This window comes from Streptomyces sp. NBC_01276, from assembly GCF_041435355.1.
GTDB lineage: Bacteria > Actinomycetota > Actinomycetes > Streptomycetales > Streptomycetaceae > Streptomyces.
In genome coordinates this window covers 284,505-302,787 of record NZ_CP108444.1, presented here as the reverse complement: position 1 = coordinate 302,787, position 18,283 = coordinate 284,505, and the positions used below count along the sequence as shown (strand labels likewise).

The 18,283-nt window shown below is 72.1% G+C and carries 22 protein-coding genes and 1 tRNA gene; 10 read left to right on the top strand and 13 right to left on the bottom strand.

Annotated features, from left to right (window positions below):
• The first annotated feature begins 3 nt into the window (after positions 1-3).
• The 3 genes from OG295_RS40935 to OG295_RS40925 all read left to right on the top strand — a co-directional run bounded on the left by OG295_RS40935 (position 4) and on the right by OG295_RS40925 (position 2,480).
• A complete protein-coding gene (locus tag OG295_RS40935; RefSeq protein ID WP_331733382.1) occupies positions 4-609 on the top strand; it encodes a GNAT family N-acetyltransferase in 606 nt (201 codons plus the stop codon).
• On the top strand, positions 606-1,676 hold the full coding sequence (locus OG295_RS40930; RefSeq protein ID WP_331733379.1) for a C45 family peptidase: 1,071 nt from the start codon (positions 606-608) through the stop codon (positions 1,674-1,676). Before OG295_RS40935 ends, OG295_RS40930 begins: the two co-directional genes overlap by 4 nt.
• A gap of 66 nt (positions 1,677-1,742) precedes the next feature.
• Positions 1,743-2,480 (top strand): 4'-phosphopantetheinyl transferase superfamily protein, encoded by a 738-nt coding sequence (locus tag OG295_RS40925; RefSeq protein WP_331733375.1) that lies wholly within the window; start codon positions 1,743-1,745, stop codon positions 2,478-2,480.
• Here the strand turns inward: OG295_RS40925 and serS are convergent.
• Genes serS through OG295_RS40895 form a run of 6 tightly spaced genes read right to left on the bottom strand, consistent with a single transcriptional unit; the run spans position 2,467 to position 8,523 of the window.
• Positions 2,467-3,744 carry a serine--tRNA ligase gene (serS, locus tag OG295_RS40920; protein ID WP_331733372.1) on the bottom strand — a complete coding sequence of 426 codons (1,278 nt, stop codon included), beginning with the start codon at positions 3,742-3,744 and terminating at the stop codon, positions 2,467-2,469. The two genes, OG295_RS40925 and serS, sit on opposite strands and share 14 nt — an antisense overlap.
• A 14-nt stretch (positions 3,745-3,758) precedes the next feature.
• Positions 3,759-5,222, bottom strand: a complete 1,464-nt coding sequence (locus tag OG295_RS40915) for an APC family permease (RefSeq protein ID WP_331733368.1) — start codon at positions 5,220-5,222, stop codon at positions 3,759-3,761.
• Between the two features lie 4 nt (positions 5,223-5,226).
• Positions 5,227-6,210, bottom strand: a complete 984-nt coding sequence (locus OG295_RS40910) for a VlmB-like protein (RefSeq protein ID WP_331733365.1) — start codon at positions 6,208-6,210, stop codon at positions 5,227-5,229.
• Entirely contained in the window at positions 6,207-6,800 is a 594-nt protein-coding gene (locus tag OG295_RS40905) for a flavin reductase family protein (protein ID WP_331733361.1), read from the bottom strand. Before OG295_RS40905 ends, OG295_RS40910 begins: the two co-directional genes overlap by 4 nt.
• Positions 6,797-7,333, bottom strand: a complete 537-nt coding sequence (locus tag OG295_RS40900; protein ID WP_266845125.1) for a hypothetical protein — start codon at positions 7,331-7,333, stop codon at positions 6,797-6,799. The genes OG295_RS40905 and OG295_RS40900 overlap by 4 nt, the downstream gene beginning before the upstream one ends.
• Positions 7,334-7,380: 47 nt before the next feature.
• Positions 7,381-8,523 (bottom strand): acyl-CoA dehydrogenase family protein, encoded by a 1,143-nt coding sequence (locus tag OG295_RS40895; protein WP_331733355.1) that lies wholly within the window; start codon positions 8,521-8,523, stop codon positions 7,381-7,383.
• Between the two features lie 270 nt (positions 8,524-8,793).
• On the opposite strand from OG295_RS40895, the gene OG295_RS40890 reads away from it, so the two are divergent.
• Both OG295_RS40890 and OG295_RS40885 read left to right on the top strand, forming a co-directional pair.
• Positions 8,794-9,807, top strand: a complete 1,014-nt coding sequence (locus OG295_RS40890) for a DUF2156 domain-containing protein (protein WP_331733352.1) — start codon at positions 8,794-8,796, stop codon at positions 9,805-9,807.
• A gap of 14 nt (positions 9,808-9,821) precedes the next feature.
• On the top strand, positions 9,822-9,971 hold the full coding sequence (locus tag OG295_RS40885; RefSeq protein ID WP_331733349.1) for a hypothetical protein: 150 nt from the start codon (positions 9,822-9,824) through the stop codon (positions 9,969-9,971).
• Positions 9,972-10,018: 47 nt separating this feature from the next.
• On the opposite strand, the gene OG295_RS40880 is transcribed toward OG295_RS40885, so the two are convergent.
• From OG295_RS40880 to OG295_RS40870, 3 genes are all read right to left on the bottom strand, one after another.
• The gene (locus tag OG295_RS40880) at positions 10,019-10,246 is read right to left on the bottom strand and encodes a hypothetical protein (RefSeq protein WP_331733346.1); all 228 of its coding nucleotides are present in this window, start codon (positions 10,244-10,246) and stop codon (positions 10,019-10,021) included.
• A gap of 35 nt (positions 10,247-10,281) precedes the next feature.
• Positions 10,282-10,788: a hypothetical protein gene (locus OG295_RS40875; RefSeq protein ID WP_371681552.1), complete on the bottom strand. Its 507-nt coding sequence runs from the start codon at positions 10,786-10,788 to the stop codon at positions 10,282-10,284.
• 165 nt (positions 10,789-10,953) lie between these two features.
• Positions 10,954-11,280, bottom strand: a complete 327-nt coding sequence (locus OG295_RS40870; protein ID WP_331733340.1) for a DUF6415 family natural product biosynthesis protein — start codon at positions 11,278-11,280, stop codon at positions 10,954-10,956.
• A 196-nt stretch (positions 11,281-11,476) separates the two neighbouring features.
• Here OG295_RS40870 and OG295_RS40865 point away from each other — a divergent pair, with 196 nt between their 5' ends.
• Genes OG295_RS40865 through OG295_RS40855 form a run of 3 tightly spaced genes read left to right on the top strand, consistent with a single transcriptional unit; the run spans position 11,477 to position 13,101 of the window.
• Positions 11,477-11,734, top strand: coding sequence for a hypothetical protein (locus OG295_RS40865; RefSeq protein ID WP_331733338.1), 258 nt, complete (start codon positions 11,477-11,479; stop codon positions 11,732-11,734).
• Entirely contained in the window at positions 11,706-12,227 is a 522-nt protein-coding gene (locus OG295_RS40860) for a DUF6879 family protein (RefSeq protein ID WP_331733335.1), read from the top strand. The genes OG295_RS40865 and OG295_RS40860 overlap by 29 nt, the downstream gene beginning before the upstream one ends.
• Before the next feature lie 19 nt (positions 12,228-12,246).
• Positions 12,247-13,101, top strand: a complete 855-nt coding sequence (locus OG295_RS40855; protein WP_331733333.1) for a helix-turn-helix transcriptional regulator — start codon at positions 12,247-12,249, stop codon at positions 13,099-13,101.
• 55 nt (positions 13,102-13,156) lie between these two features.
• On the opposite strand, the gene OG295_RS40850 is transcribed toward OG295_RS40855, so the two are convergent.
• The 3 genes from OG295_RS40850 to OG295_RS40840 all read right to left on the bottom strand — a co-directional run bounded on the left by OG295_RS40850 (position 13,157) and on the right by OG295_RS40840 (position 15,345).
• A complete protein-coding gene (locus tag OG295_RS40850; protein WP_331733331.1) occupies positions 13,157-13,852 on the bottom strand; it encodes a hypothetical protein in 696 nt (231 codons plus the stop codon).
• A gap of 3 nt (positions 13,853-13,855) precedes the next feature.
• Positions 13,856-14,962, bottom strand: a complete 1,107-nt coding sequence (locus OG295_RS40845; protein WP_371681551.1) for an iron-containing redox enzyme family protein — start codon at positions 14,960-14,962, stop codon at positions 13,856-13,858.
• Between the two features lie 298 nt (positions 14,963-15,260).
• Positions 15,261-15,345, bottom strand: a tRNA-Arg gene (locus OG295_RS40840).
• Between the two features lie 158 nt (positions 15,346-15,503).
• On the opposite strand from OG295_RS40840, the gene OG295_RS40835 reads away from it, so the two are divergent.
• Entirely contained in the window at positions 15,504-15,884 is a 381-nt protein-coding gene (locus OG295_RS40835; RefSeq protein ID WP_030237785.1) for a hypothetical protein, read from the top strand.
• 95 nt (positions 15,885-15,979) lie between these two features.
• On the opposite strand, the gene OG295_RS40830 is transcribed toward OG295_RS40835, so the two are convergent.
• Positions 15,980-16,336, bottom strand: coding sequence for a nuclear transport factor 2 family protein (locus OG295_RS40830; protein ID WP_030237782.1), 357 nt, complete (start codon positions 16,334-16,336; stop codon positions 15,980-15,982).
• Between the two features lie 170 nt (positions 16,337-16,506).
• Between OG295_RS40830 and OG295_RS40825 the strand changes: the two genes are divergently transcribed.
• Positions 16,507-17,913 carry an aminotransferase class V-fold PLP-dependent enzyme gene (locus tag OG295_RS40825; RefSeq protein ID WP_331733315.1) on the top strand — a complete coding sequence of 469 codons (1,407 nt, stop codon included), beginning with the start codon at positions 16,507-16,509 and terminating at the stop codon, positions 17,911-17,913.
• The last annotated feature ends 370 nt before the right edge of the window (positions 17,914-18,283 follow it).

The following is an 18,283-nucleotide window of genomic DNA, read 5'->3' as shown; positions in this document are numbered from 1 at the left end:
GCCATGAGCTGGAGCGAGCACGCCGCCGCCGTCCTGGAGAACGACCGGGTCCGTCTCACCCCGATCACCGAGGCCGACCGCGAGGGCGTCCGGGCCGTCGCCATGGACCCCGACATCTGGCGCTACTTCGTCGCCGCCGTCGACACCGACGCCGACTTCGAGACCTTCTTCGACACCAACCTCGCCGACCACGCCGCCGGCCGCCGCTTCGTCTACACCATCACCGACAAGGACAGCGGACGCGTCGCGGGCAGCATGAGCTTGGGCAACATGGCCGAGGCCGACCGCCGCCTGGAGGTCGGCTGGTCCTGGCTCGGCCGCGACTTCCGCGGCCGGGGCGTCAACCACTGGGCCAAGGCCCTGCTCCTGGAGCACGCCTTCGAGGTGCTCGGCGCCGAACGCGCCGAGTTCAAGACCGACGTCCTCAACGTCCAGGCCCGCCGCGGCCTCGCCAACATCGGCGCCACCGAGGAGGGCGTCCTGCGCAGCTTCAACTACATGCCCGGAGGCCGCCGCCGCGACGCCGTCTTCTACAGCGTGCTGCGCGCCGAATGGCCCGCCGTCCGGGCGCTCCTCGCGCGCGGCCCGAAGAAGGCCGTCCCGGCATGAGCGGGACCGACGGGACCGCCCGTCCCGGCATCACCCACATACGGGCGGCGGGCACCCCGTACGAGATGGGCCGCGCCCACGGCGCGGCCCTCGCCGCGCCGCTGCGGGCCTTCCTCGACGACGGGCTCGCCCGCCTCGCCCACCTCACCGACCGCCCCCCGGCCATGGCCGGCCTGCGGCCCCTCATCGCCGCCCACCGGGCCGTCGTCGAGGCGGCCCTGCCCGACCTCGCCGAGGAGGTGGCCGGCCTCGCCGACGGGGCCCGGATCAGCGCGGACGAGGCCTGGCTGCTCCAGCTCCGCCGCGAGGCCATGGGCTACTCCAAGGTCCGCTCCGGCGGGGACTGCACCACCTACGCCCGCACCGGCCCCGCCGGCCCGCCGGTCCTCGCCCAGACCGTCGACCTGAGCGGCGACCTCGACACCCACATCAGCGTCCTGGAGACCGCCCGCGCCGGCTCCGGCCGGCGCTCCCTGGTCCTCAGCTTCGCCGGGCTCCTCGGCTACCTCGGCCTCAACAGCGACGGCCTCGCCGTCGGCCTGAACCTGGTCCTCGGCGGCACCTGGCGGCCGGGCGTGCCCCCGTACCTGGCCATCCGCCACCTCCTGGACACCGCCGGGAACACCGCGCACGCCCTGAAGATCCTCGCCGACCTGCCCCTGGCCAGCTCCCGCTCCCTGATGCTCTGCGACCCCGAACGGGTCCTGTACGTCGAACACCTCGACGGCGACCTGCGCGTCACCGAGGCCGCCCCCGGGGACCTGGCCCACACCAACCACTTCCTCCACCCGGACTTCGCCCCGGCCGACGAACTGAACGTCTTCGCCCGCAACTCCTCGCTGCGCCGGCTGCGCGCCGCCCACGAGGGCCTGGCCGCCCTGCCCGCCGACGCCTGTGCCGAGGACCACTTCGCGCTGCTGTCCCGGCCGCCCGTGCGCGTCCCGGACCGGGGTGACATCCGCGCCGAACGCACGGTCGCCGCGGCCGTCATGTTCCCGGCCGCCGGGCTGCTGCACGTCCGGCCGGGCGACCCCGCGCGCTCCCGCACGCGGGTGTTCGGCCTGTAGGCGCCCCCCGGGGCCGTGTCCCGCGCAGGGACGCGTCCACGAAAGGCCTGTGTCCGAGAAAGGAGCATGATGGACGCATGGCTGGTCGACCTCGACCAGGTCGTCCCCACCGACATCAGCGCGCACTATCCCGAGGGCCTCACCGAGGAGGAGCTGCGGCGCGGCGCCGAGTTCGTCCACGCGCGGGCCGCCCACCGCTTCTTCCGTGCCCGGCTCACCGTCCGCCGCCTGCTCGCCGACCGCCTGGGTCTCGCCGCGCGGGACCTGCGCATCCACTACGACCCGGCCGGCAAGCCCTACCTGCCCGACCAGCCCGGCACCCACGTCAGCTGGTCCCGTTCCGACGGGCTGCTGCTGCTCGGCGCCACCGAGACCGGGCCGATCGGGGTGGACGTGGAGCTGGTCCGCCCGTCCACCACCAGCCTCGACGTGCTCACCTTCGTCTACCCGGGGGTCCCGGCGGGCGTGGCCCCCGAGACCTTCTTCCACGCCTGGACCCTGCTGGAGGCCGCCGTGAAGGCCACCGGCCGGGGCCTGACCGACGGCGCCCGGGAGGTCGACCTGGACTTCGGCCCGGACGGGGCCGTCACCCTGCGCGGGATCACCGGCCACGGCGCCCTGCCCTGGCACGGGCACACCGCGCTCCAGCCCACCCTGCAGGACTCCCCGTGGGCCATGACGGCCTTCGTCTCGCGCGAGCTCCCGCCGGTCACGGTCCTGCCGTGGCCGGACCGCGCCCGTGACCTCGTACGGGAACGGGCGCGGGCGCGGGCCCTGGCGCGGGCCGGGCTCACGACGGACTGACCACCGGGGTGCCGTCCGGGGCGATCGCCGAGAAGCCCGTGTACGGGACCAGCGCGGGCGGCACGGTCACCGAGCCGTCCGCGCGCTGGTACTGCTCCAGGATCGCGACGAGGGTACGGCCGACCGGCAGCGCCGAACCGTTGAGGGTCGCGGCGAACTCCTTGCGGCCGTCCCGGTCGCGGACCTTGATGCCGGCCCGGCGCCCCTGGAAGTCCCCGCAGTCGGAGCACGAGGAGATCTCCCGGTAGGTGCCCTGGCCCGGCAGCCACACCTCGATGTCGTAGGTGCGCCGGGCGGCGAACCCGAGGTCCCCGGCCCGCAGTTCCACCACCCGGTGGGCCAGCCCCAACCGCTGCAGCGCCGTCTCCGCGTGCCCGGTCAGCAGCTCCAGCTCCCCGGCGGCCCGCTCGGGCCGGCAGATCCGCACCAGCTCGACCTTCTCGAACTGGTGCAGCCGCACCAGCCCCCGGGTGTCGCGCCCGTACGAGCCGGCCTCCGCCCGGTAGCAGGGCGTGAACGCGGTCAGCGCCAGGGGCAGTTCGCCCTCCTGGAGGGTCTCCCCGCGGTACAGGTTGACCAGCGGCACCTCCGCCGTCGGGATCAGCAGCAGGTCCCGGTCGGCGGCGGTCGTCAGGAACAGGTCGTCCTCGAACTTCGGGAGCTGCCCGGTGCCGGTCATCGTCTCCCGGGTCACCAGGTGCGGCACCCCGTGCTCGGTGTACCCGTGCTCGGTGGTGTGCAGGTCCAGCAGGAACGCCGCCAGCGCCCGCTCCAGCCGGGCCCCCGCGCCCCGGGTCACCGCGAAGCGCGAGCCCGACAGCCGCGCCGCCCGCACCTGGTCCAGGATCCCGAGGCGGGTGCCGATGTCCACGTGGTCGCGCGGGGTGAACTCGAAGCCCGGCACCTCGCCCCAGACCCGGCGCACCACCGGCGGATCCTGCTCGGTCCCGTCGGGGACGTCCGCGTGCGGCAGGTTGGGCACGGCCAGCAGCAGCGAGCCGAGCCCCTCCTCCGCCTCCCGGAGTTCCTCCGACACCGCCCGCAGGCGTTCCTTGGCCTCCTGGATCCGGGCCCGGGCGGCCTCGTCGGGGCGGACGCCGCTGCGCGCGGAGCGGTTCTGCTCGGCCCGCAGCTTGTCCCGTTCGGCGATGAGCCGGGCGCGCCGTTCCGTCAGGTCGCTCAGGGCGGCCCGGTCCAGCGGGTGTCCGCGTCGTGCCAGGGCGGTGTGGGCCTCGTCCTGGAGCAGGCGGTGCGGGTCGTGCATGACGGCTCCTCGGTTCAGGGGATGTCGGCGGTGTCGTGCGCGGCGGTGGCCAGGTCGCGGTACCGCTGCGGACACCGGGCCCGCAGCCATCCGGCGTAGCCCAGCCCGCCGAGCGCGGCACCGACCATCAGCCAGGGGATCCGGTTGACCCAGGCGGAGGTGGTGCCGGTGACCAGGGGGAAGTTGTCCAGCAGCAGCACCAGGGCGCCCACCAGGCCGACGAGGGCCAGGGCCGGGGCCAGCCGGGTGCGCCACCAGTGGGCGTCGGGGTGCCGGCGGAAGAAGACCAGTACCGCCACGGCCACGGCGGCCTGCAGGCCGACGATCCCGACCGTGCCGAGCGCCAGCATGGTGGTGGCGAGGTTCGTGTACGGGTGCGCCCCCGCGAGCGCGAACAGGGCGCAGACGACGGCCGTGGCCACCGACAGCACCACGCTCGCCCGGTACGGGGAGGCGTGCCGCGGGTGGATCCGGGCGAGGGAGGCCGGCAGGACCCGCTCGCGGCCCAGGACGAACAGGTAGCGGTTCGCGGCGGTGTGCAGCCCGAGCAGGGCCCCGAACAGGCTGGTGCAGAGCAGCACCTGCATCACGCTCGTGGCGAAGGTGCCGAGGTAGTCGTCGGAGAGGTGGAAGAACAGGTCGCCCAGTTCCCTCCCGGCCCGGTCCGTGACCCGGTCGGCGCCGACCGCCCCGACCGCCGCCCAGCTGATCACCGCGAAGAAGACGGTGATCAGGACGACGGAGGTGTAGGTGGCCACGGGAACGCTGCGCCTGGGGTCGCGGCTCTCCTCGCCGTAGAGCGCCGCCGCCTCGAAGCCCACGTAGGAGATCAGGGCGAACATCAGCGCCACCCCGAGGCCCGGGGAGAACACGGTGTCCGGACGGAAGGAGGCCGCGGGCAGGGTGTCCGCCCCGTGGCGCACCCCGATGGCCAGCGCGAGCAGCCCCAGCACGGCCACCTCGGCGACCATCAGCACCGCCAGCAGCCGGGCGCTCAGGTCGATCCGCCGGTAGCCCATGACCGCCGTCAGCGCGAGGGCCGCGCCCGTCCACACCGGCCAGGGAACAGGCAGGTGGTGGGCGGTGGAGACCAGTTCGGCGAAGTACCCGAAGGCCCCGGCGACGCCCGCGACCGCCGCCGTGTAGGCGACGACGGCCGTCAGCCCGCCGGCGACGGCGAGCGGCCGGCCCAGACCCTGACCGATGTACGTGTAGAAGCCGCCCGCACCCACCACGTGCCGGCTCATCGCCGCGTAGCCGACGGAGAAGCACAGCAGGATCAGCCCGGCCAGGGCGAAGGTGGCGGGCACCCCCGCCCCGTTGCCGATGGCGTAGGCGAGGGGCACCGAGCCCACCACTCCGGACATCGGGGCCGCCGCGGCGACCACCAGGAACACGATCCGGGGGGTGGTCAGGGTCCGGCGCAGCGCGGGCGGGGCGGACTCGCGGGTGCCTCTCGCGGGGATCGTCGAGGTCACCGGGTCACCTCGGGTGGTTGCGGATGATGTCGACGGCCTCGGGGATGCCCATGTACGGCAGCCGTACCTCGGCCATGTCGTCGGTCCACTGCTCGGCGAGGTCGTAGCGCTGCTTCGGGGTGGTCTCCAGCAGCCTGCAGCCGGGGAACACCTCGTAGCCGTCCAGGAGTTCGGCGTGCGCGAACATGCCCTGCTGGAAGAGCTCCTCGCGCTCCAGCACGAACTCCTCCGACGGCAGCTCGTCCCACAGCCGCCGGCCGCGCCGGATCAGCTCGATCAGCCGCGGCCGGTAGGAGGGGTTGCGGGCCAGGTGCTCGCGGACGATGGAGCTGCCGACGGTGAGGTGGCGGATCTCGTCGATGGACGCCCCGCGCGCGATCTCGGCGGCGGCCGGGTCCAGCAGGGTCCACTTGCGTTCGCTCAGCTCGGCGGCGGGGGCCAGGACGCCCTCGATGACGATGGTGAACACCGCGACGGCGCCGATGAAGTCGCCCTCGTCGCGCACCACGGAGGTGGCGAACTCGGCGATCGGGTTCAGTACCCGCTTCGTGTAGTCGGCGCCCTGCTCCTTGATGAAGTCCAGCAGCCCGGCCTGCGGCACCCCGAGGTCGGTGAGGTGCTTGCGGAAGATCATCGCGTGCCGGGCCTCGTCGATCACCTGGGTGGTGAAGAACTCCTGCTCGACGACGCCGGGCGCGCCGATCACGTAGTGCGAGAGCACCTCGACCGCGCGGGTCTCCGCCAGCGAGCGGTTGCCCAGCTCCAGCACGAGGGCCTGGCGCAGCGGCCCGTCCTCGCGCATGTGGGCGGGGGTCTCGGCGTCGTGGCCGGCCTCGGCCCGCCCGCGCAGGGTGCCCTGGGCGACGGCCGACAGCCAGTACCCCAGGTCGCACTCCTCGGCGGTCAGGGTCATCTCCTGGGCCCCGTCGAGCAGGTTGGGCGCGCGGTCCCAGTCGGCCTCGACGGGGATCTGCGGAACGCTGGTCATGACACAACCTCACTGGGGGAAGCGGGTACGGACACGGAGGCGGCCGGGGTGACGCACGCGCTGTGCATCCGGCCGGCGAAGCTGAGCATCGGGGAGTCGACGGTGTGGCTGCCGCCCGTGACCTCGGCGAGGAGCATGTCGTGGTCGCCGACCTGGTGCCAGCCCAGGACCCGGCAGGCCATGTGGGCGAGGCTGCCGCCCAGCAGCGGGGCGCCGGTGAGCGGGTCGGTGGTCCAGTCGAAGCCCTCGAACTGGGCGTCGCCGAGGGGGCGTCCGGGGTTGGCGAAGCGGCGGGCCACGTCGTCCTGCGCCGAGCCGAGCACGTTCACCGAGAACCTGCCCGCCCGGCGGACCATGCCGGCGAAGGTGGAGGTGGGCCGCAGGCAGGCGCCCAGCACCAGCGGGTCCCGGGAGAGGGTGACCACGGCGCTGGCGGTGGTCCCGTGCCGGACGCCGTCGCGGCTGACCGTCAGCACGGTCACGCCGGAGGCGAGCCGGCGCAGCGCGAGGCGGGCCGCCTCGGGGTCCTCGTACCCCTCGGCGGGGGCGGTGGCGGACCGGTCGGTGAGCCAGGTCGGGTAGCGGCTCACCGGGTCACCCCGACGGCCGGGGCGGCGCCGGTGGCGGCACGGGTCGCCGGGTGCTCCTCGTAGGGCAGCGGGACCGGGCCGTCGGTGGCGCCGCGCCGCTTGAGCATGGCCGTCACCTGGTCGACCAGCGGGGTGGTCTCGGGCTCGAAGGGCAGGCCGAAGGGCTTGAGGAAGTTGCCGAAGACGCCCCGGTCGCCGAAGACGTGGAACGGCAGGGCCAGCAGCGCCCATTCGGGGCCGATCAGCCACATCCACAGGAGGCCGACGGCGGCCACGCTGAGCAGGCTGTGCATCGTGTTGTAGAGGACGTAGTAGGCCTTGGGGATCCGGCCGTCGGCGCTGCGCCGGTAGGCGATGGCGCCCGGGATGTAGCCGAGGAGGTCGATGTAGAGGAACAGGCCGATCGCCGCGAACCAGTTGATGTCCGTGAAGTGCCACAGGATGAACCCGATCGTCACGGCGAAGGCGACCAGGTACTCGGCTCGGTGCAGGTTGAAGGTGACCGGTGACTCGACCGGGTTCTTGATGTCCATCAGGGGTGTCCTTCCGACAGGGCGGCGGTGCGTACCGGTGGCGCGGGTCAGGACAGCCGCAGCGGGCCGCCGGCGAAGTACTCGGCCAGTTCCGCGGCGACGCTCGCGCGCGACGGCGGGTGGAAGGCCAGGGCGCGGACGGCGGAGGCGAGGTAGGCCACGTCGCCGGAGCGGATGTAGGCCATCCCGCCGAGCATCTCCACCGCCTGGTCGACGGTCTGGGCGAGCAGGTCCTGCGTCGCGTAGCGCGCGGTGAGCACCGCGGCCACCGCCTCGTCGCCCTCGGTGCCGTCCTCCAGGGAGCGGGCCGCGCCCTCCACCAGGGAGACCGCCGCGTCCAGCCGTACGGCCAGCTGCGCGCGCTCCGCGGGCGTCCCGCGCTTCCCGGCCAGCACCTGGGCGACCAGCGCGGACGCGGCACCCACGTAGGAGGAGGTGGCCAGCAGCTCGAACCAGGTGAACCCGGCCGTCTGGAGGTCGTCGAGCCGGTCGGCGTCCTCGGGGGTGCTGTGGATGACCAGGTCCTCGGGGACCACCACGTCGGTCAGCCGCACCTCGTGGCTCTGCGAGGCGGCGAGCACCGGGGTGGCCCAGAAGGGCCGGGTCCCGATGCCGGGAGAGGAGGCCGGGATCAGCATCAGGGCCAGCCCGGACCGTCCGTCGTCGTGCGTCACCTGGACGCTCGCCGTCAGCACGTCCATCGAACCGGACAGGCTGCACGGCTTCTTGGAGCCGTTGACCCGGTAGCCACCCCCGGGGAGCCGCTCGGCGACGACCGACGGGGCCAGGATGTTCTGGTCGGTACGCCCCTCCGCCCAGCCGGAGGCCAGCAGCAGCCCGTCCGGGGCCACCGCCGACAACAGCTTCAGCTGGGCCGGGGTGAGCCGGCCGGTGGCCTCCGCCAGCCGGAACAGCATCGCGACGGTGAAGTGGTGCATCACCGTGGCCACGCCCAGGGAGGGCGAGGCGGCGGCGAGCGCCCGCTGCACCCGGACCGCCTCCAGCGGGCCGGCCGCCGCGCCGCCGTACGCGGCCGGCACCAGCAGCCCGGGGCCGCCGTGCTTGCGGTACAGCTCCAGGACCGGGCTGTCCTCGCCCTCCCGGGTGCTGAGCGGCAGGTCTTCGAGTGCGTCGAGAAGACCTGCGTGGAATTGCTCGCAGATCCCGCGCGCTGTCGTCAGGGAACGCATCGCCGTGCTCACCTCGGGCTCTCTGGGAATTCTCTTGCGGATCGGGGAAAGCTATTCCTGTGATCCCTTCGATCCGAAAGCCAATATTCGGAAAGCATCGTTTCACTGAGTGTCTGACTGAGGCCTGACACTCATCTGACCTGCGTTTTCACCTGACTTTCCCCTGACGGGCCGCTGACCGGAGGGCGAGGTGGGCTTGTGGCGCGGTGGCGCCCGTGCCATAAGTGGTGAAGTGCCGTGGGGACGTGTCGGCGGGAGAATGGATCTGAAATGACCGAAGCAATTCTGGAGACGGATGTCGCGCTCGACGCCATTCGGCGGTACGCGGACGCGGGAAATCCGAGCGCCTATTTCGCCTTCAGTGACGGGAACAGCCACTTCCGGCTGCCGGACGTGCCCGGGGTGATCGTCTACCGTCCGGTGGGCCGCTACCTGGTCCAGTTCGGCGGCCCCTTCGCCCCCTTCGCACCCACCGGACCGGACGGCCCCCGGGCCCGGCTGCTGGCGGGGTTCACCGCCTTCGCCGCGGAGCAGGGGCGCGAGATCGTCTCCGTACAGCTCCAGGGGGCGGACGCCGACGTCTACGTCGACCAGGGCTTCACGGTGAACCAGATGGGCGCCTCGTACGCCGTCGACCTGGAGACCTTCACCCTGGCCGGCACGAAGTTCATGCAGCTGCGCAACAAGATCTCCCGGGCGCTGCGCAGCGGCCTGGAGATCAAGGAGGTCTCCTACGAGGACTACGCCGACCGGATCGCGGCCCTCGACACCGCCTGGCTCTCCACCAAGGGCGAGGGCGTCAAACCGTTGGAGTTCCTCGTCGGCCAGACCGGTGGCCGCTACCAGCACCTGCGCCGCCTCTTCGCCGCCGTCCGCGACGGCGAACTGATCGGCTACGTCTCCTACGCCCCGGTGTACGGCCCCCAGCCGGGCTGGATGCACGACCTGAGCCGCCGGCAGCCCGACTCCCCGCCCGGGGTGATGGAGGCCCTCAACAAGGCGGCGATCGACGTGTTCACCGCCGAGGGCACCCGCTGGCTGCACTTCGGCTTCACGCCCTTCACCTCCCTGACGGCCCCGCAGTTCCCGGGCCACAGCCTCGGGTTCCACTGGTTCATGGAGCACCTGTGGGAGCACGGCGCGCACATCTACCCGGCGCGCACGCAGCTGGAGTACAAGCAGAAGTGGGCGCCCTCCCTGGTGCTGCCGGAGTACATCGCCTTCCAGCACCGGGCCAGCCTGCCCGCGCTGGTCCACGTCTTCCGCGCCTGCAACGCGGTCTGAGAGGGAGTCACGGGATGACCGAGGAGATCGAAACGACGGGCCTGCTGCTCGTGGAACGCTTCCAGTCCTGCGCCGCCGCCCCCGACGACCTGACCGCGGCCGCAGCCTGCGACGAGGCCCTGACCCACCTGGACGCCCTGCTGCGTGCGCCGGAGCGGGCCTGATCGAAGCTCCGGCGGACACGGGCGCCGGCCGGAGCAAGGGGGAGGTTCTAGCCCGCCCGGGGGACGATGAACCCGCGGGTGGGGCCCTGTCGGCGCCGCGCGGCGGCAACGGCCACGAGCACGTCGGCGGTGATGTCCCGTCGCGTGTCGGGGTCGGCCTCGTCATAGACCCGCCAGGCACCCTGCGGGTCTTCCGGATCCTCCGGCGCCACGACCCCGGGGATCCGCAGCTGCCGCAGTGTCATGTCCAGCTGTCGGGCCTCGTCCGCGTCCATGTGTCTCACCCTTCCCTCGCCGTTGCCGAGGCAGCCTATTCTCCGTCCCCGCCCCCACCGTGCGTGGCGCATGCGCCGGGGTTGATCGGTCCGCAGCCGCCGGGCACGGGGGTGTGGTTGCAGTTCGCCGCCACGGTGACCAAGGACCGGCCGGGGCCCGTCCACAGCTCGGTGTCGGCCACGTACCCCGCCTGTTCGATGAGCGCGACGGTGTGCGTCAGGACGTCGGCGTCGAAGCGGGACGGGTCGGGCCGCTCGGGGAAATGGTGGACGAACCGGCCGAGCCGGCGGCACAGCGAGGCGTACAGGCGGGTGTGGAGGATGAGCGCGTGCCAGCCCTCGTCGACCTCGCGCGACGGGGCGATGCGCACCGTGGGGAACCGGGCGGCGGCGGCCGTGAACTTCAGTGCCTCGACGACGATCCGGCTCGCCGTCGTGATGTCCATTCCCGGGTTGTTGTCGAGGACCGTTGCCAGCACGGCGTTGAAGTCGGCATCGCTGAGGAGCGCCCGGGCATGTGGCCGGGGAGGTTCGAATGTCACGGCGGGCGGTACGGGGTTGCCGGGCCGCGTGCTGCACGGTGGTGGGGTCGGGTGAGGACTGGTCATGGTGCGTCTCCCTCTGTCGTGTGCGGGAAGGTGCGGGTCAGCGGCTGCCGACGACGATGACGGCGAGCGCGCCGAGCAGAACCTGGCGCAGGTGCTCGGTCACCGGTTCGTGCCGGGTCGCTCGGCCGGGGCCGGGGCGAGGTTGCGCAGGATCCGGGCCAGGGCCCGGGCGTGGTTCCAGTTCGCGTGGTCGCCCCGCCCGGTCGGGCCGGCGTCGACGAAGTACGACCACTCGGCCAGGGCCGCTGCGGCGCGCTCCGTCCGACGGGCGCTGGGGATCGCGGCCACCTGGGAGTGGAGCGCCTGCCCGTGGGTGATCAGACCGTCGATGAGGCACGCGACGGCCTCGGCGTCCGGCCGGTCCGCGTAGGGCGCGATCGCCCGCCGGATGAGGTCTTCGATCCCCTGCGTCTCGCCGGTGTCCATGCCGGTGCTCCCTGCCGTCGTCAGCGGGTGGTGAGCACCAGCGTGACGGGGTGACGGGTAGCAGGGCCAGCCTTGTGCAGATCTGTGCATCTGCGCTCCAGGCCACCCCATTTGGCCGCATCGGCACCTTGCCGGCTCAGGCGATGGCCCGCGATCCTGTTGCACAGAAGTGCACAGGCCGATGCGGGAGGCTGGCATGCCGCTAGTGTTCGTGGGAATCGACCCGAGTACCGGAGACAAACAGAGCCCGACCGTCTGGGCTGACCTGGAACATGGGGAACTCGTACTCCAGGGGTGGAAGCCAGGGCCGGAGCTGGAGGCCGAGTGCGCGGCCACCGAGGTACCGGGCCACGGCGTGGGGATCCCGGAGGGGGAAGCTGTGATCCGGATTCCTGCCCGCATGCTGCACATGATCAGGGAGGCGTGTGATGTCCTCGACGCCCACGTTCGATGAGCTGATGGCCGGCTGCAGCACCGCTGTTCACCTGGAGATGCGCGACTCGTACGCCGTGGACTACGAGACCGGTCCGTTCGCGGCCTGGCGCGAAGGCCACCGGCACGATCCGGCCAACCGGGCGGTTTGGTGGCGCCCTTGGCTGGACATGGTGGCGCGCGCGGTAGGCCGAGGAGTTGTGATCCGACGGGCCCGGATCGTCTCCGAGCCGGTCAGCGAGTACACCCGCTTCCTGTACGACGGAACGTTCACGAACGTTGCCGCGGGTGAGGACGTGCGCTGGCTCGGCCGCCGCCACGCCTCGGACATACCGCTGCCGGGCAACGACTTCTGGCTCTTCGACGCGGAGTGGGTCCACTGGAATCACTTCGCGGGTGACGGGTCGTCCCTTGGAGAAGAGATCACCAGCGATCCGCTTTCGGCGAAGCTGTGCGCTGAAGCCTTCGAGTCGGTCTGGGCTCGTGCCACGCCGCATGCCGAGTACAAGATCTGACAGGACGGCCTGACGCTCGATGCCCGTCTCCCCATCGTCTTCCGCGCAAGCCGCCCGCGCAGTCGTTGCAGCACGACTGCGCGACATCCGCAAGGGCGCGGGGCTGACGGTCACCGAGCTGGCCATGCTCTGTGGGTGGCACCACTCCAAGACGTCCCGGATCGAGAACGCGCGCACGGCGCCCTCGGCCCGGGACATACATCACTGGTGCGGGGCCTGCGGGCGTCCGGATGAGGCGCCGGATCTCGTCGTCCGGTCCATGAACGCCGAGTCCATGTACAGCGAATGGCGCCACCAGGTGCAAGAACTCAAGAAGCTCCAGAATTCCTGGCCTCAGGTCTTCGCGGAGACGCGGCTGTTCCGGATCTACTCGTCCACGCTCGTGCCCGGTCTGGTCCAGACGGAGGGGTACGCGGGCGGCTTGCTGGGAACCATCGCCCGGTTCCGTGGCTATCCCGAGGCGGGTGACGAAGCGGCGCGCGCACGGGTCGACCGGTCCCGGATCATTCACGAAGCGGGCCGCCGGGCCGTCCTCGTGGTCGAGGAGGCGGCCCTGTACTACCGGATGGGCAACCCGGACGAGATGGCCGCCCAGCTCGGGTACCTGCTGACCGCCGGGGCACTGCCCGCTGTGTCCCTCGGGGTGATCCCGCGCACCGAGGCCCACCGCACGGTATGGCCACTGGAGACCTTCCACGTCTACGACGACACGCTCGTGTCCGTGGAACTGCTCTCGGCGGAGGTCAACATCACGCAACCCTCCGAGATCGCGCTGTACCTGAAAGCGTTCGAGCAATTGCGGGGCATGGCCGTCTACGGTGCGCCCGCTCGGGCCCTGGTCGTCAAGGCGCTTGAGGCACTGAATCTGCCGTGAACCACGAACGCCCCACCCGCCCGGAGGCGGGACGGGGCGTCGTGCCGGCGGGGCGTCAGCGCAGGGCCGGGCGGGTGTGGACGAGGGTGCCGGAGGGGCCGCGGACCAGCATCGGGCGGACGCGGAGGGCCGAGGACGCCGGGCCGGCGGCCGGGGAGAGGTGGGCGGTCAGGAGGTCCTGGGTCACCGGGCCGCCGGGGCCGGCCACCAGTTCGTGCAGGTCGTCGGTGACGGTGCGCCGGTCGAGCAGCAGGCCCTGGCCGGGCCGCGGGGCCGCCTCCAGCAGGGGCGCCGAGGCACCGCCCGGACCGTAGAGGCGGGAGCGCAGGCTGCCCGCCCCCTGGCGGCCCAGGAGCGCGAGGAGGGTGAACGTGGCGTCCGCCGGGGGCGGTTCCGGTGGCTCCACCCGGACCGTCGTCCCCGCCGGGGCGACGGTCCGGATGCGGTGCAGCCCGATCAGCCAGTCGGCGTGGACGTCGAGCCACGGACCGCTGAGCGTGCGCCGCAGGAGGGAGCCGAGCCCCGCCGCCAGGCGCCGGTCCGCGAGGTCGCGTACCGGACCGCCCGGCGCGGGCGCCCCGGACGGCGGGACGTACTGGAAGAGCCAGTCGTCGTCCGCCGTCCAGGACATCCGCAGCCGCAGCGTGCGGTACGGGTGGTCGCGGAAGCCCGCCGTGACCGCCGCCGGGACCGGCGGCAGGACGACCGGCGCGAAGCCGTGCTCGCGCAGTCCGTGCGCACCCGTCGGCACGGCTCAGCCCGCGGCGACGGGCGTGCGCTCGGCGGCGGCCCGTTCCGTGGCGGGCCGTGCCAGGTCCAGGCGCTCGTCGAGGTGCCGGGCGGAGGAGTTGGCCCGCCACAGGGCGCCCCGGGCGATGCCGCGGCGCATGTACGCGGTGTCGGCGCTCGGGATGACCACGTTGTGGAACCAGCCCGCCGCGTGCTGCGAGTCGATGGTGATGTGCAGCCGGTGGTAGGTGATGCCGACCTCGGGCAGGCCCAGGCGCTCCCAGGCCCGGACGACGTTGCGGAACCGGTCGGGGGCCAGCCACTCGGTCATGCCGAGGAAGCCGACCGCCTCCGGGTAGAGGTGGCGGTACCGGCACAGCAGCACCGCGAGGTTGCCGGAGTGCAGGTCGGTGGTGGTCATGGCGGCTTCGAGGTCCTCGGCGCGGACGTCGAACACCTCGTAGATCTTGTTGAAGAGGTGGGTGTGCACGGCCTCGGGATCGCCGTTGCCCATCTCGTCCCAGTAGTTCCCGGCGATCTCCAGCTTGCTGGCGCCGGCCGTGCCGATCTGCATCATCGCGAGGAAGTCGTCGAAGCGGCCGTCGATCAGCGACTCCTGGATGACGTAGGTGCGCAGGTCCTCGCGCTGCGCCTCGCGGTTGATGAAGTCCGTGTAGTAGGGGTGCTTGAAGGCCCGGTGGGTGCGGATCAGTCCCTTGAGCCAGGACAGGAACTGCTTGGGCTCGGTGGGCGCCGACTCCAGGAGGCCGGGCTCCAGGTGGGCGTCCTCGGCGGCCAGGGTGGCGTTCTCCAGCATCCGGGTGACCTCGTGCAGCAGCACCGAGCCCTCGGCCGTCGGCTGGTCCGGTATCTGCATCACCGTCTGGTAGATGCGCGACAGCAGGAGCTGCTGGTGGTAGTGGGCGTCGGCCCGGTCGGGGCCGGTGACGGCGGCGGAGTTCATCTCGCTCACCGCCTCGACGACGCGCGGGCGCTCGCCCAGGAACTTGGCGTCGATCTCGTCGGCGTCCACGGTCAGCCAGGAGGAGACCTCCTCCACGAGCGCGGCGGCGTCGGTCCTGCGGATCGTGGGCACGGTGTGGTTGTCGGTGCTGGGCAACTGCGTCTCCATGTCTCTCGGGGTCGCTCGGAAAACGACGCCTGTTCGGGTCGCGCCGGAGATGGGGAAGTGGATGCGGATCCGTCGACGGGACCCGCGTGCGGAAGGGCCCGGGGCGGGTGGGCTGCCGGCGGGCGGGATGCCGGCCGGCCGCGCCCGCTCCGCGCGTCGCGCGTCGCGGGTCCGGGGACGAAGGGAGGCGCTCGCGGGGCCCCGCGCACCGCTGCGGGTGGGTGCGGGGCCCCTCATGCCAAAGACACGCGCACCCCTGGTACCGGATCGGGATGCGCGTGCCTGGGATGAGCACCAGCGGAGAGGGCAGGATTCGAACCTGCGTGGGCAGAGCCCGTCCGGCGAGATTCCGGACCCCATTCGGCCGCTTTGGGAACCTCTCCTCGGCCTTTCTGTGACATCAGCTTGGCACGGGACGGCTGACACCGTGCTGATGGATATCTGAGAAGGAAATACGGGCACCGGTCAGGGAGCCATCAGTGCTGACTGGGATAGTCGAAGGCGATCGAGCCACTACGAATCTGGTACCAGGGGAGTTCCCGTGAGCGCCGAGACCGCCAAGATTGCCGTATCGCGTCTGTACGCCGACGAGAACGGGGAATCGCATTTCATCGACGAGACGCTGGAGGTGACGGCGGTGAATTTCGCCCCGCCCGCGCCCTCGCTGTTCGTCTCCGAGGGCGTGCCGGCCAAGCAGGCCGTCTACCTCTACATCCCGGCCGGGTGGTTCGGCGACTTCCACCCGGCGCCGCGCCGCCAGATCATGACCCTGGTCAGCGGTCGGATGGAGTGCGGTGTCAGCGACGGGACCTGGCGCACCTTCGTACCCGGCAACACCCAGCTGGTCGAGGACACGCACGGCAAGGGCCACGCCACCAAGGCCCTGGAGGACTGCGTGATGATCGTCTCCCAGCTCGGCTGAGGCCGGCACCGGAGGGGAAACGCGAGCGAAAGCGCGAAAGCGCGAAAGGAGGGGGGACGGGCCGCATGCGGCCCGTCCCCCCTCCTTTTCGGGGATCAGCCCTTGACGTAGCCGAAGCTCTCGACGATCAGTCCGCCTTCGAGGCGGGTCACGTTCACGCCCCGCACGAAGTCCTGCGGACCGCCGCCCCAGCGCAGCGTCCAGCGGCACACCGCGCGCTCGCCGGCCGTCCAGACCTCCTCCACCTCGAAGGTCATTCCCTCGTTGCCCGCGATGGCGCTCCAGAACTGCAGACATTCGTCGTACCCGACGTGCTTGGAGCCGTCGGGAGCCGGGCCGGAGTTCTCCAGCCGGCAGTTCTCGGCGAGGAGGTCTTTCAGCAGGCTGGGGTCGTGCTGCTGGAATGCCTGGTTGAACTGGTCGATAACCTTGCGTGTCTGCTCGTCGGACATCGGTACTCCTCATGTCTCATGGCTCGGCACGGGCGGCCCGCCGGTCGGACCGGGCCACAGGAGAAAGTAATACAGTCCAACGGCCCGTGAAGTCCACGGAGTCCGGGTAACCGGTTGTTCCGGCCATATTCGTCAGTCGTACGTCAGTGCCCGCGCCCTAGGTTAGTACTATGACCACAGCAGACAGTGCGCCTCTCGCATTGGCCTATCAGCAGGCCACCGAATATCTGGCGGGTCTCGCCGATCGGCCGGTCGGTGCCACTGCCGGTTCCGAACAATTGCTGAAAATGTTCGGTGGCCCGCTGCCCGCCGGGCCGGGTGCGGCGACCGACACCATCGAACTCATCGGCCGGGCCGTCGCCGAGGGCGGCATCCCCACCGCCAACGGCCCCCGCTACTTCGGCTACGTCACCGGCGGCACCTTGCCCGTGGCCATCGCCACCGACTGGCTCGTCGCCGCCTACGACCAGACCGCCAGTCTCTACAACCTCTCGCCGGCCATCGCCGTGGCCGAGGACGTCGCCGCGCAGTGGGTCCTGGAACTCCTGGGTCTGCCCGCGCACGCCTCCGTCGGCTTCCCCACCGGCTGCACCATGGCCCACCTGACCTCGCTGGCCGCCGCCCGCCACAAACTCCTCGCCGAGGCCGGCTGGGACGTGGAGCGCGAGGGCCTGGGCGGCGCGCCCGACGTGGCCATCGTCGCCGGCGCCCAGCACCACATGACCATCGACCTGGCCGCCCGCTACCTCGGCTTCGGCACCGCCCGCATCCGCAACGTGCCGGTCGACGACAAGGGCCGCATGATCCCCGCCGAACTGGAGCGCACCCTGGCCGCCCTGGACGGGCCGGTCATCGTCTGCGCGCAGATCGGCGACGTCAACTCCGGTGCCATCGACCCCGTCGGTGAGGTCTGCGACATCGCGCACCGGTACGGGGCCTGGGTGCACGTCGACGGTGCCTTCGGCCTCTGGGCCGCCGCCAGCCCGCGGCTGCGCCCCCTCGTCGAGGGCGTGGAGCGGGCCGACTCCTGGGCGCTGGACGCCCACAAGTGGCTCAACGTCCCCTACGACTGCGGGATCGTGGTCATCGCCCACCCCGAGGCGCACCGGGCCGCCATGCTCAACGAACGGGCCGGGTACCTCCCGCCCGGCACCGACGGCGAACGCGACGCCATCGAGTGGGTCCCCGACTTCTCCCGGCGCGCCCGCAGCCTGCCGGTCTGGGCCGCGCTGCGCTCCCTGGGCCGCTCCGGGGTCGCGGACCTCGTCGAACGCTGCTGCGCGCACGTACGGCGCTTCGAGGGGCACCTGGCCGGCGTCGAGGGGGTGGAACTCCTCAACGACGTCGTCCTGAACCAGCTGCTGGTCCGCTTCGGCGACGACGACCAGGTCACCCGGAACGTGATCGCGCGGATCCAGGAGAGCGGCGTCTGCTGGTTCGGCGGCACGGTGTGGGAGGGCCGGGCCGCGATGCGGATCTCGGTCGTCAACTGGCGTACGACGGAGGAGGACGTGGACCGCAGCGCGGGCGTCATCCGCGAAGCCCTTGCCGAGGAACTCGCCGCCGCCTCCTCCTGACCCCCCTGTTCACCCCCCACCCGGGCCGGGCCCCGCCATCGCGGGCCCGGCCCGGCCGTTTGTCCGGTCCGGTCCGGTCCGGTACGCCGCTGCGCGGGGCTGTTCCCCTCCCCGCCCCGCCGGGGCACACGGCTGCGGCCCGGCGGAGAGGTCCCGGCGGGCCGCAGCCGATTGCGTGGGGGACTAGGCCGTGTCTCCCAACCTTTGGGCACGGAGGCATGAAGGGCTTCGGCGTGCTCGTAGACTTATGAGGTGGCATTCATGAGCACCCCGCACTGCTGCTTCCTGTGATCGGAAGGCGCTGAGGGCGATGCCGGACGGCGTCGCCCTCCTTGTTGTGCCTGCTGCGTGAATCACGTCCCGATGCTGC

Bases quoted from the DNA above. Each gene is read 5' to 3' on its own strand.
- OG295_RS40935 (WP_331733382.1), top strand. From the start codon at position 4: ATGAGCTGGAGCGAGCACGCCGCCGCCGTCCTGGAGAACGACCGGGTC.
- OG295_RS40930 (WP_331733379.1), top strand. From the start codon at position 606: ATGAGCGGGACCGACGGGACCGCCCGTCCCGGCATCACCCACATACGG.
- OG295_RS40925 (WP_331733375.1), top strand. From the start codon at position 1,743: ATGATGGACGCATGGCTGGTCGACCTCGACCAGGTCGTCCCCACCGAC.
- serS (WP_331733372.1), bottom strand. From the start codon at position 3,744: ATGCACGACCCGCACCGCCTGCTCCAGGACGAGGCCCACACCGCCCTG.
- OG295_RS40910 (WP_331733365.1), bottom strand. From the start codon at position 6,210: ATGACCAGCGTTCCGCAGATCCCCGTCGAGGCCGACTGGGACCGCGCG.
- OG295_RS40900 (WP_266845125.1), bottom strand. From the start codon at position 7,333: ATGGACATCAAGAACCCGGTCGAGTCACCGGTCACCTTCAACCTGCAC.
- OG295_RS40895 (WP_331733355.1), bottom strand. From the start codon at position 8,523: ATGCGTTCCCTGACGACAGCGCGCGGGATCTGCGAGCAATTCCACGCA.
- OG295_RS40890 (WP_331733352.1), top strand. From the start codon at position 8,794: ATGACCGAAGCAATTCTGGAGACGGATGTCGCGCTCGACGCCATTCGG.
- OG295_RS40885 (WP_331733349.1), top strand. From the start codon at position 9,822: ATGACCGAGGAGATCGAAACGACGGGCCTGCTGCTCGTGGAACGCTTC.
- OG295_RS40880 (WP_331733346.1), bottom strand. From the start codon at position 10,246: ATGGACGCGGACGAGGCCCGACAGCTGGACATGACACTGCGGCAGCTG.
- OG295_RS40870 (WP_331733340.1), bottom strand. From the start codon at position 11,280: ATGGACACCGGCGAGACGCAGGGGATCGAAGACCTCATCCGGCGGGCG.
- OG295_RS40865 (WP_331733338.1), top strand. From the start codon at position 11,477: ATGCCGCTAGTGTTCGTGGGAATCGACCCGAGTACCGGAGACAAACAG.
- OG295_RS40855 (WP_331733333.1), top strand. From the start codon at position 12,247: ATGCCCGTCTCCCCATCGTCTTCCGCGCAAGCCGCCCGCGCAGTCGTT.
- OG295_RS40845 (WP_371681551.1), bottom strand. From the start codon at position 14,962: ATGGAGACGCAGTTGCCCAGCACCGACAACCACACCGTGCCCACGATC.
- OG295_RS40830 (WP_030237782.1), bottom strand. From the start codon at position 16,336: ATGTCCGACGAGCAGACACGCAAGGTTATCGACCAGTTCAACCAGGCA.
- OG295_RS40825 (WP_331733315.1), top strand. From the start codon at position 16,507: ATGACCACAGCAGACAGTGCGCCTCTCGCATTGGCCTATCAGCAGGCC.